Origin of the sequence: Clostridium sp. YIM B02506 (assembly GCF_022324845.1) — a bacterium.
Taxonomy (GTDB): Bacteria; Bacillota; Clostridia; order Clostridiales; family Clostridiaceae; genus Clostridium_T; species Clostridium_T intestinale.
The window spans coordinates 102,041-113,747 of the sequence record NZ_JAKGTG010000005.1 but is presented as its reverse complement, the minus strand read 5'-3'; the positions used below and the strand labels follow the sequence as shown (position 1 = coordinate 113,747).

Sequence of the window (11,707 nt, the reverse complement as noted above, 5' to 3'; positions counted from 1 at the left end):
TTCTAATCATTATAAAAATCATTGATAGTTATGATGAATTATAGGTACAATTAAGAGGTTTTAACTTATTTATAATTAATAAAAAAACAAAAAAACACCTTATTTAAGGTGTTTCTGTACTTTTTTTATTAAAATAAGTTGAGCTCCATAACCTTTTAGTTTCGGTAATAGATTTAGGATTGTACTTTTATTGTTATATATAAAATTTATACCTGGGAAGGATGCTTTGTGAAGTATCTCACGTTCTTCCTTATTTAATCTATTTGGTTTTCCCATACCAAGCCAATAGTTATAAGAAGAACCTATTTTTTCATTAATCATATAAGTGGTAACTTGGTTAGCACTATTTATATTAACTATATTTAAAGAAATCTTTTTTTCAGTAGTATTTTTTATTCCTCTTCTTTTTTCTAGAGTTTCAGAACTTATTAAATAATCAAGTTCTTCTCCATAGTTATATAATAATATTTGGAATTCATCATCGCTTCTAGTAACTATATAACCATCACCTTTTTGAACTAAAACATCTCCAAGTTTACTTAGAAGATAAAAGGCGTAATAAGAAGGCTTTTTTATTCCCATATCATTAACTAAACCAGAAGAGCCAAAAAACACTTCGTTTGTAAGCATAACTTCTTTCTCTAAAACATCAAAAGCCCTTATAAAGTTCAGCGGAGTTTTGTAGTTTATCACTTGATGAATAATGTAAGGTATCATATAAGCTGTATCATATATTTTATTTATTTCTAAATGATTGCCTTCATAATCATCACTAAAATAATCTAAACCAGCATCTTCTAAAATCTCAATTATAGAAGCTTTGAATGCTTTATCAAGAGAATTTTTAAACTGATATTTAGTATTAAAAAAATCTACAGTTTCGATTTCAGAGAAATATTCTATATAACTTTTTAAAGCATTTATAAACTCTTCTTGCGATAAATCCCCTTGATCTATAAGTATAAGTGCTTTAAGTTCTATATACTGCATAAATTCTAAAACTGTTTTAGTCTTATTCCAGTTGTAAAATTGACTGCCAGGGAAAATACCCATGTCTCTATCAAACAAATTAAATATTCTTCCATACTCAAAAGAGATTTCTTCTTGAAGTTCTTCTAAATTATCCTTATTTTCTTCTATAAGTAAATCAAAAGCATCTCCAACGTTTATTACTTCTTTAAACCTATGAGTCCATTCAGAAGACTCCTCATCCATATTTATATTGATTTTATGAATTTTATTTTCATAATTAAATCTGTCGTAATCCTCTAAGTAAGGGTATAGATATTTTAAAGAATCATTAATTTCTAATTGGGTAACTTTTTTAGCTTTTTCATAAGCTTTTTCATCTAACTTAAATCTCTTTCTGTATTGAAGAGGAGTTAGTTTATAGTAAAATTTAAAGTTTTTATTATAATATCTAGCATGAGAAAAACCAACCTCATCTGATATTTCAGAAATACTTAAATCGCTATCCAAAAGTAATTTTATTGATTCTTCTACCCTTGTAAGATTAAGAAGATCCGTAAAACTATAACCAGTAGCATTTTTTATCTCATGAGAGAGATAATCTGCACTTAAAAATTCCTTTTTAGCAATTTCCTGAAGACTTATCTTGTTGTTATAGTTATTAAAGATATATTTTGCTATTCTGTGATAACGCTCTAATTGTTCTTCATTTTCCCTAAGCTCTTCCTTTTCATATATTAAATAATGGAAGTTATTAATTAAGTGATACAACAAATCGATTAAATTATCTTCAATTTCCTCATCATAATCTTCTCTTTTTTGAATTGCCTCGCAAAGAATTATTGATAAAAATATTCTAAAATCATCGTATTCTTCACTTTCTTGGGCACCTTCATCAGATGTATTTACATAGAAAAACATGTTTTCTATATCGCTATAGTATTTTTCAAAAAAGCTAGGGTCAATATGAAACATAAGAACCCTGTTATCTGGATCATCAGAATAAATTCTATGTGCTTCATCTATATTTATTATCTCAAGTTCTTTTTCTTCAATTTCATAGGTATCTGAATCTATAGTAATGTTTACTGTACCTTTAAGTACAAATATTATCTCTATAGCATTATGCCAGTGGATAGGATATTCCTTAATGGAACTGTAGGAAATAGAAACTGGCATATCTAAGGGATAACTAATGTGTTCTCTTCTCAAAATCTCACCTCATTCTCATATCTCCTAATATATATTATATCATATAATATATATTATAATAAAAAGAAAAAATACACTTTGACTTTCTTTGACCTTTGTATTATTATTTTAGTAGAGTAAAAAATAAGAAAAAAGCTAAGAGGTGGTTATATGAATATTGATAAAATGACTAAAAGAGTGCAGCAAAGCTTAAATGATGCCCATGTAGCTGCTGTTAAATTTAATCATCAAAATTTAGATGTTATTCATCTATTTTATGCGCTTGTAAATGACAATGATGGATTAGTTCCTAACTTATTAGAAAAAATGAATGTAAATATCAATTTATTGAGAAATGAATTAGAAAAAGTAATAGATAAAATGCCTAAAGTTTTAGGTAGTGGAGCGTCTACTTCAGGAGTATATGCAACAAGAAAAATAGAAGAGGTTCTTATTAAAGCAGAAGAATATGCTGATGAATTTAAGGATTCTTATATAAGTGTTGAACATGTTATGCTGGGTATTATGCAGATAGAAGCTAAAGGGCAAATAGGAGAAATTCTTAAGAATTTTAATATAGATAAAAATAGTTTTTTAAAGGTATTAAAAGAAATACGAGGAAGCCAAAGGGTGGAATCACAAGATCCAGAGGGAACTTATGATGCCTTATCAAAATATGGAACTAATTTAGTAGACTTAGCTAAAAAACATAAGTTAGATCCTGTAATAGGAAGAGATGAAGAAATAAGAAGAACAGTAAGGATTTTATCTAGAAGAACAAAAAATAATCCTGTACTTATAGGTGAACCAGGTGTAGGTAAAACTGCCATAGTAGAAGGATTAGCAGACAGAATCGTTAAAGGAGATGTTCCAGAAGGATTAAAAGATAAAATAATATTCTCTCTAGATATGGGTGCATTAATTGCTGGAGCAAAGTACAGAGGTGAATTTGAAGAAAGACTAAAAGCTGTTCTAAAAGAGGTTCAAACTTCTGAAGGAAGAATAATATTATTTATAGATGAAATTCATACTATTGTAGGTGCAGGTAAAACAGAAGGGGCTATGGATGCTGGGAACTTGATTAAGCCTTTATTAGCAAGAGGAGAGCTTCATTGTATTGGAGCCACTACTTTTGATGAATATAGACAGTATATTGAAAAAGATAAGGCCTTAGAGAGAAGATTCCAACCTGTAATTATTGATGAACCTACAGTTGAAGATACTATTTCAATTCTTAGAGGATTAAAGGAAAGATTTGAAATACATCATGGAATTAGAATACATGATTCAGCTATAGTTGCAGCAACTAAGCTATCTCATAGATATATCCAAGATAGATTTCTTCCAGACAAAGCAATTGACTTAATAGATGAAGCTGGAGCTATGATAAGAAGTGAAATAGATTCTCTGCCAACAGAACTAGATATGATAAGAAGAAAGATATTTTTATTAGAAACAGAAAAAGAGGCCTTAGGTAGAGAAAAAGATGCTGCATCACAAGCTAGGGCAAAATCTATAGAGGATGAGCTTAAGGAATTAAAAAGTAAAAATGACGAAATGACTGCTAAATATGAAAAAGAAAAAGATCATATTACTGAAATAAGAAACTTAAAGAAAGAACTTGAGGATGTAAGAGGAAAAATTGAAAAATATGAAAGAGAATATGATTTAAATAAGGTAGCAGAATTAAGATATGGATTAGTTCCAAATCTTGAAAAGAGAATAGAAGAAAAAGAAGCTCAGATGAAAGAAAACTATAAGGGAGCCTTATTAAAAGAAGAGGTTACTGAAAATGAGATTTCAGATATTGTTTCGAAGTGGACTGGAATACCTGTAACTAGATTAGTTGAAGGGGAAAAACAAAAACTGTTGAGACTTGAAGAGGAGCTTGGAACTAGAGTAGTAGGTCAAGAAGAAGCAATAAAATCAGTTACAAATGCCGTAATAAGGGCAAGGGCTGGTTTAAAAGATGAAAATAAGCCAATAGGTTCATTTATATTTTTAGGACCAACAGGAGTAGGTAAAACTGAGCTAGCTAAAACATTAGCAAGAACTTTATTTGATTCTGAGGAGAATATAATAAGAATAGATATGTCAGAGTATATGGAGAAGTATTCAGTATCTAGATTAATAGGAGCCCCTCCAGGATATGTAGGTTATGATGAAGGGGGACAATTAACAGAAGCTGTAAGAAGAAAACCTTATTCAGTTATATTATTTGATGAAATAGAAAAGGCCCATGAGGAGGTATTTAATATATTTCTTCAAATTCTAGATGATGGAAGACTTACAGATAATAAAGGAAAAACTGTAGATTTTAAAAACACCATAATAATAATGACATCTAATATAGGAAGTTCTTATATACTTGAAAATGGAGAGAACATTGTAACTAAAGAAGCAAAAGAGAAAGTTATGATGGAAATGAAAGCTAGGTTTAAACCAGAGTTTTTAAATAGAGTTGATGATATAATAACCTTTAATCCATTATCATCAGATAGCATAAAGCATATAATAGATATCTTCTTAGAAAAGGTTAGAAATAAGTTAACAGAAAGAAATATACACCTAGAAATAACTGATAAAGGAAAAGAAATTATAGCTAATGAAGGATATGATCCTATATATGGTGCTAGACCTCTAAAAAGATATATAGAAAACACTCTTGAAACGAATTTAGCTAGAAAGATAATAAGCGGGGAAGTATATGACGGCGTTAAGGTTGTTATTGATGGAGAAGATGATAATTTAAAGTTCACAGTAGTTTAAAGAAACAGGGTTAATTATTTTATTAAAATAATTAACCCTGTTTAAGTATGTCAGACATATAATAGAATTTTTTTGCTTTTTCCTCATTTTCTTGAAGTTCAGATATTCTCCCAATCAGATGATATATTTCCCAATTTTGATTATCTATAGTTAGCGCTTTATTTAAAACTTCTTCAGCTTTTGGGTAATCCTCTTCTTCTATGAGTTTTTTAGCCAAAGTTATATAAGAATTTAAATCTTTTTTTAATGTATCTTTTCTTAATACTTCCTCTAAAACCGCCTTGACTCTTTTAGTCGTAAATGGTTTTTGTAAGTAAGCAGCAGCACCGTACTTAGTACATTCTACAGCGTTTTTTATAGTTCCAAAGGCAGTCATAACTATAATTGTCACAAAGCGATTATTTTTCTTTATTTGCTTTAATAACTCTGTTCCTGAAACATTTGGAAGTTTTATATCTGTAAATATTAAATCTATATTTTCAGTGTTAAATATATTTAAAGCTTCTTCAGCATTTTTTGCCTCAAAAACAGTAAAACCCTCCATCTCCAAAAATGTTTTTAACATTTCTCTAATATTTTTTGTATCATCTACTACTAAAATCTTTTTCATAAATTTCCTCCTGTAATTGGTATGTTTACCTCAAATATACTACCTTCTCCTAGTTTACTTTCACATGTGATAGTTCCGTTATGTAATTCAATTATTTGTTTGGATAATGGGAGACCTAGACCCGTTCCATTAGAAAGTTCATTTTCTCTATAAAATTTATCAAATATTTTTGGTATACTTTCAGGACTAATTCCTATACCAAAGTCCTTTATTGTAAGAATTACAACTTTTTTTCTATATTTTAATTTTATAATAATCTCTCCATATTGAAGAGAATATTTAATGGCATTGGAAAGTAAGTTATTTATAACCCAAAAGAACTTTTCCCTATCAATATTTAATAGAGGAATATTTTTATCTTTTTCAAAAACTATCTTTATATTTTTTGAAAGTGCAATAGTTATAAAGTTTCTTATAGAATTATTTATTATTTCAGATATGTCGGTTGCTTCTAAGTTTAAGTAATTTTGTTCATTTTCAAGTTCAGTTAATCTTAGAAGATTATCAATCATATCTAAAAGTTTCTGCGAGTCTTCTTGAAGTGTTTCAATTATTTTTCCACTTTCTTCTTCGTTTTTTATGATACTGTCTTCTTCTAACATGGAAGCTCCCATCATAATAGAAGTAAGCGGTGTTTTAAGTTCATGAGATAAAGTGCTTATAAAATCAAATTTAACATGGTCAAGTTTTTTGATTTTAGTTATATCTTGAAAATATATAATGATTCCGTTTAAATCAGAATTCATGCTTATAATTGTAGATATTGATATGTTAAAGACATATTTTTCTTCATCAAAACTCATGATCTTAGTTTTTCCTTGAACCCTTTCTTTTTTTGATTCATATATAAAATCATATAAATCCTTATTAGGGATAAAATTTAAAATGTGCTCTCCAAGTATATTTTGTTCCTCAATATTGAAATAATTTTCACATGAGTTATTTACTAAAATACATTTAAAATTACTATCTAATACTATTAAAGGGTTTGATATACTTTTAACAATTGAAAGAGATTTGTTTTTCTCTTCAACTAACTGACCTAAGGTTGAATTTTTAAATTCAACTATTTTATCGGACATATTTTTGAACTCCTTATATAATTCACCTATTTCATCTTCTGAATATACTTGTGATTCAAAGGAAAAGTTACCATCTTTAAAACTCTTTATAGCTTTATGCAAAGTGGATAAAGGAAGTAAAAGCTTATTTAAATATCTGTTTGATACTATTAGACTAAAAACAACTGTAAATAAACATATAAAAAGTAATAAATTAAATGACAAACGAATTTCTTCTTGTGCATGAGTCATTTTAATAGTGAGAGCGTTTTTATTTATATCATATAAATCTTTTAAATGATCTTTTAACTTTATGTAATTAACTTGTATTTTATCATAATAATCTGTTAAATGTACACTAACGATTTCAGAAGTTTCTTTAGAGAAAATATCATCACATGAATTTAAATAAATTCTATAACTATTATATATTTCTTTTGTTATTTCTGGCTCTCCAGTTTCTTTTGCTCTACTTATTTGAAATTCGTAGCTATTAATAAAAGAATCCTCCATATTATAAAAATCCATTTTGTAAGAAGGATTTTGAGTAGCTATGTAATTTAATAAAGCTATATTTTGTTTTTCACTATAGTTTATCATATCGTTTATAGCAATTATGCTTTCAAAGTTATAAGTCATAAGTTCGTCCACAGATTTTCTTATATTAAATAATTTAAATATAGATAGAAAAATCATTAATCCATTTATTGCAATTAATGAAAATAAGAGAATTTTAAATTTATATTTTAAATTTTTCTTCAATATAACAGCTCCTTAAGGAAAGATTATTTCTATACTATTATAAGATAGAAAGATAAAATAAAAAAGGTGTTTTCCAATTGGAAAACACCTTAAAATTTATTATTGGATTGATTTTTCGTATTGTTCAACCATTCTCTTAACCATTTCTCCACCGATTGATCCGGCTTGTTTTGAAGTTAAGTCTCCGTTGTAGTCTTTTAATTGAACACCTAATTCACTTGCTACCTCATTTTTGAACTTAGAAAGTCCGTTTCTTGCCTCTGGTATTAAAGTTTTATTGTTTCTTGCCATAATAGTTTCCTCCTTTTATCCTTTATAGGATTTATAATTTTTTTGTTTTTGCTAAGCTTTATTTGCTTTGCACTATTATTGTGTGCACAGATTAAATAAATAATCTATATAACTAAAGGCAATGGAGGAAAAGTGTACATGTATACCCAAAAAACTGGAAAGTTCTTTTTAATTAATAATTTCTATTAATAATTTTTTGTTTTTAAATCTTTAAAGGAAGCTATTCCGTGTAGTGTATCAGCTTCTTTTATAGCTCTGACTATAGCTTTTTCCATAACTTTTGCAGCAAGTAAACCTACAACATTAATATCAGCTTCAATCTTATTTGTGCATAAAGAGAAGATTGTATCACCATCAAACATGGTGTGAGCTGGTCTTATAGCTCTACCAAAACCATTTTGAGCCATTGTAGCTATTTTATTAGCTTGAGCTTTATTTAATTTAGCATTTGTAACTATAGCTCCAATAGTAGTGTTACCTGAAAAAACATTTTTTTGATTATCATATTGTGAAATCATAATATTCTCTGTATTGTCTAAACTTAATTTATCATCAGCTAAAACCCCTGCTATAAAGGAGTTTTTTTCGTTATCTAAAATATCACCTAAAGCATTAACTGCGACCATTGCTCCTACTTGAAGCTCTCCAACTTGAAGAGCATAGGTTCCAAGACCACCTTTCATAGAAAATGAAGGTCCTTTAATCTTACCTACAGTAGCACCCATACCGGCACCTATATTACCATTTATATCATCAAGATTTTGTTCAGAGTTTATACAAGCCTCATATCCCATAGTTTTGTCAGGGCGAATACTAGAATCACCTATAACTAAATCAAAAAGTACAGCGCTGCAGACTATTGGAACTTTTGTAACACCTACATCAAACCCAATATTATTCTCCTCTAAATATTTCATCACACCAGCAGAAGCATCTAAACCAAAAGCACTGCCTCCAGATAAGACAACCCCATGAACCTTATCTACAAATTCAACAGGATTCAAAAGATCAGTTTCTCTAGTTCCAGGCGAGCCTCCACGTACATCTACACCACCAGAAGCACCTTCAGGACATATAATTACTGAACAACCAGTAGCAGCATCTTTATTGTGAGCGTGACCTAATTTAATACCATCTATATCATTAAATTTAATTTCAAACATATAAATCTCCTTATTACAAAGGCATCCAAGTATACATAACCTTGGATGCCATAAATTTTATATTAAGTTTACATTCTAATTTTTTTTAAGGTAGTTATTACAGGGATAGCGATTAATGCAGAAATTATAGCTTCTGGAATACCATTAATAACTCCTGTAGTTAATAATACTTTTCCAACTGTATCAGGATTTATACCAACTGCCTCAGCAAACTTTGCTGCATACAATATATAGGCTAGTCCTAAAACTAAGATAGTGTTAGTTAAAGTTCCAGCTAAAGCGGCAACACCTATACTAAGCTTAGGGAATTTCTTTTTAACTAAAGTATATACATAATAAGCAACTAAGCCAATTAATACTCTAGGTACTATTGCAATAATAGGATTCCAAAATAAAAATGATGTTGGAAGTGGATTTGCAAAAGCTTGATACATAGAAAATAATCCAAAACATAGTCCGACAGCAGCGCCAACAAGTGGTCCTTCAATAATTGCACCTATTATTACTGGTATGTGCATGATAGTTGCTTTTACAGGTGGAATAGCTATAAAGCCAAGTCCTGTAAGTCCCATAAAGATAGTAATGCCTGTTAGCATTCCTGTTACTACAAGCTTTCTTACATTCATAGTAGTAGTTTTTCCTCTTTCCATTGATAAACCTCCGTTCTTATTCCTTTTATAGATATAATTCGGTTAAAGGAATTGAAATAAATTTAGTTCAGTTTCAAAATGAATACCGACAATTAAATTTTATCATCTTTATTCAGAAGTTCAAGAGAAAAATTGTTAAAAATTTATCTAAGTTATTATTTTTCTGCTGAAACCTAGTAAATAAGAGATGTAGAAGCAATAAAGAATATATATTCTGAAAATTTAAATATTATAAAATATCCTAGTTAAGTAATTGCTTTTTACATAAGGTTGGAATAAAATATTTAAGATGAATGATTTTAGTAGGTGAAAAGATGAAAGAAGAATTAGTTCCAATATATAAAAAAATAGCCTTAGACATTGCAAGTAAAATAGTAAAGGGAGAAATCCAAACAGATAAGAAAATTAGTGGGCGTTCTACTTTAGCTGGACTATACAATGTATCTCCAGAAACAATCAGAAGAGCAATAGCCCTTTTAGAAGGTATGGAAGTAGTTAAAGCTAACCCAGGAAGCGGAATTCAAATATTATCAGTTACAAATGCAGAAAGGTTTATTTCTTCAAACCAAGATAGAAAGTACATATCATCAATAAGAGAAGATATAGTAGAAATAATAAATACAAGAAATGACTTAGATAGAAGATTAGAAGAAAACTTGAATGAAATATATGACTATTTAGAAAGATTTAAAAGTATATCTCCATTTTTGCTTATTGAGATACCTATAAAGAATACATGTAAATTTTTAGAAAAAAGTGTTAATGATAGTAGGTTTTGGCAAAATACTGGGGCAACAATAGTAGCCTATAGAAGAAATAAAGAAATAATAGTATCTCCTGGTCCAAATTACACTTTTATAGAAGGGGATATTATAGTAGTAATAGGAAAAGATGATGTTTTTGAAAAGGTAAATGAATTCCTGTATGAGTAAAAATAACATAGTGATGTAAGGCAAAAAAGCTGTTAGATTTTATTGAAAAAATAAAATTTAACAGCTTTTTACATTTGAAAAGGAGATATAGTGATTTGCAAAAGAAACAACTTTATGATATCATAGAGTTGCTAGTTGGAGACAACTTACATTTATAAAAAAGTTGTCAGTTTAAAAGGGGGAAGAATATATGCTAGAATTTAAAAATGTTTCCAAAAGCTACGGGAAAACAAAAGTACTAAAGAATATAGATCTAACCATAAACACAGGCGAGTTGATGGTGCTAATTGGTCCTAGTGGATGTGGAAAAACAACTTTATTAAAGATGATTAATAAATTAATACCAACATCTGAAGGAGAAATATTGCTAAATAATACAGCAATTAAGGATATAGATACCATAGCTTTAAGAAGGAATATGGGGTACGTAATACAGCAAACTGGATTATTTCCTCATATGACAGTAGGTGAAAATATAGCTTTAGTTCCAAAGTTATTAAAATGGGATGAAGAGAAAATAAAAGCTAGAACTGAAGAGCTATTAAATATGGTAGGACTAGAGCCAGAAAAATATATAGATAGATATCCAAGAGATTTAAGTGGTGGTCAGCAGCAAAGGGTAGGAGTAGCAAGAGCCTTTGCAACAAATCCAGAAGTAATACTTATGGACGAACCATTTAGTGCACTTGACCCTATTACAAGAGCACAATTACAGGAAGAGCTTTTTAATATACAACAAGAGTTTAAAAAGACAATAGTGTTTGTTACTCATGATATGGATGAGGCAATAAAAATAGGAGACAGAATCTGCATAATGAAGGATGGAGACATACTGCAGTTAGATAAACCAGAAAATATTATTAAAAATCCAGCAGAAGGATTTGTAGAAGAGTTTATAGGAAAAAGCAGAATTTGGAACAATCCTGAGATGATAAAGGCTACAGATATAATGATAGAAGAGCCTGTAGTATCTAATAAAGCAAGAACTCTATTCCAAGCGCTTGAGTTAATGAGAGGTAAAAAAGTAGATTCTCTACTACTAGTAAATAAAGAGAGAGAGCTTGAAGGTATAATAACCATGAAATCCATAAGAATAAATCAAGATAAAGAATTTGTGGAAGAAGTTATGGAAAAGGATATAATATCAGTATCTAAGGATGCCTCAATAATAGAGATATTAGAAACTATGAATGAAAAATCTATTGGGTATGTACCAGTAGTTGAAAATAAAAAGTTATTAGGATTAATAACCAAATCAACATTGGTATCAGTACTATCGAATCAATATTTAGAGTAGGGGGAATATCTT

9 protein-coding genes are annotated in these 11,707 nt (G+C 28.9%); 3 read left to right on the top strand and 6 right to left on the bottom strand.

The window, feature by feature from the left end:
• Nucleotides 1–99: 99 nt before the first annotated feature.
• Nucleotides 100–2,181, bottom strand: coding sequence for a helix-turn-helix domain-containing protein (locus L1S49_RS06195; RefSeq protein WP_238903127.1), 2,082 nt, complete (start codon nucleotides 2,179–2,181; stop codon nucleotides 100–102).
• A gap of 150 nt (nucleotides 2,182–2,331) precedes the next feature.
• Here L1S49_RS06195 and clpB point away from each other — a divergent pair, with 150 nt between their 5' ends.
• Nucleotides 2,332–4,929, top strand: coding sequence for an ATP-dependent chaperone ClpB (gene clpB / locus L1S49_RS06190; protein ID WP_238903125.1), 2,598 nt, complete (start codon nucleotides 2,332–2,334; stop codon nucleotides 4,927–4,929).
• A 31-nt stretch (nucleotides 4,930–4,960) separates the two neighbouring features.
• On the opposite strand, the gene L1S49_RS06185 is transcribed toward clpB, so the two are convergent.
• From L1S49_RS06185 to L1S49_RS06165, 5 genes are all read right to left on the bottom strand, one after another.
• Nucleotides 4,961–5,539, bottom strand: coding sequence for a response regulator (locus tag L1S49_RS06185; protein ID WP_073017945.1), 579 nt, complete (start codon nucleotides 5,537–5,539; stop codon nucleotides 4,961–4,963).
• Nucleotides 5,536–7,362 carry an ATP-binding protein gene (locus L1S49_RS06180; RefSeq protein ID WP_238903124.1) on the bottom strand — a complete coding sequence of 609 codons (1,827 nt, stop codon included), beginning with the start codon at nucleotides 7,360–7,362 and terminating at the stop codon, nucleotides 5,536–5,538. Before L1S49_RS06180 ends, L1S49_RS06185 begins: the two co-directional genes overlap by 4 nt.
• 99 nt (nucleotides 7,363–7,461) lie before the next feature.
• On the bottom strand, nucleotides 7,462–7,653 hold the full coding sequence (locus L1S49_RS06175) for an alpha/beta-type small acid-soluble spore protein (RefSeq protein ID WP_073017941.1): 192 nt from the start codon (nucleotides 7,651–7,653) through the stop codon (nucleotides 7,462–7,464).
• 185 nt (nucleotides 7,654–7,838) lie between these two features.
• The gene (locus L1S49_RS06170; protein ID WP_238903122.1) at nucleotides 7,839–8,816 is read right to left on the bottom strand and encodes a P1 family peptidase; all 978 of its coding nucleotides are present in this window, start codon (nucleotides 8,814–8,816) and stop codon (nucleotides 7,839–7,841) included.
• Between the two features lie 68 nt (nucleotides 8,817–8,884).
• Nucleotides 8,885–9,466 carry an ECF transporter S component gene (locus tag L1S49_RS06165; RefSeq protein WP_238903121.1) on the bottom strand — a complete coding sequence of 194 codons (582 nt, stop codon included), beginning with the start codon at nucleotides 9,464–9,466 and terminating at the stop codon, nucleotides 8,885–8,887.
• A 293-nt stretch (nucleotides 9,467–9,759) separates the two neighbouring features.
• Here L1S49_RS06165 and L1S49_RS06160 point away from each other — a divergent pair, with 293 nt between their 5' ends.
• Both L1S49_RS06160 and L1S49_RS06155 read left to right on the top strand, forming a co-directional pair.
• On the top strand, nucleotides 9,760–10,398 hold the full coding sequence (locus L1S49_RS06160; RefSeq protein WP_238903120.1) for a TrkA C-terminal domain-containing protein: 639 nt from the start codon (nucleotides 9,760–9,762) through the stop codon (nucleotides 10,396–10,398).
• Nucleotides 10,399–10,588: 190 nt separating this feature from the next.
• Nucleotides 10,589–11,695 carry an ABC transporter ATP-binding protein gene (locus L1S49_RS06155; protein ID WP_238903119.1) on the top strand — a complete coding sequence of 369 codons (1,107 nt, stop codon included), beginning with the start codon at nucleotides 10,589–10,591 and terminating at the stop codon, nucleotides 11,693–11,695.
• The last annotated feature ends 12 nt before the right edge of the window (nucleotides 11,696–11,707 follow it).

Bases quoted from the DNA above. Each gene is read 5' to 3' on its own strand.
- clpB (WP_238903125.1), top strand. From the start codon at position 2,332: ATGAATATTGATAAAATGACTAAAAGAGTGCAGCAAAGCTTAAATGAT.
- L1S49_RS06185 (WP_073017945.1), bottom strand. From the start codon at position 5,539: ATGAAAAAGATTTTAGTAGTAGATGATACAAAAAATATTAGAGAAATG.
- L1S49_RS06175 (WP_073017941.1), bottom strand. From the start codon at position 7,653: ATGGCAAGAAACAATAAAACTTTAATACCAGAGGCAAGAAACGGACTT.
- L1S49_RS06170 (WP_238903122.1), bottom strand. From the start codon at position 8,816: ATGTTTGAAATTAAATTTAATGATATAGATGGTATTAAATTAGGTCAC.
- L1S49_RS06165 (WP_238903121.1), bottom strand. From the start codon at position 9,466: ATGGAAAGAGGAAAAACTACTACTATGAATGTAAGAAAGCTTGTAGTA.
- L1S49_RS06160 (WP_238903120.1), top strand. From the start codon at position 9,760: ATGATTTTAGTAGGTGAAAAGATGAAAGAAGAATTAGTTCCAATATAT.
- L1S49_RS06155 (WP_238903119.1), top strand. From the start codon at position 10,589: ATGCTAGAATTTAAAAATGTTTCCAAAAGCTACGGGAAAACAAAAGTA.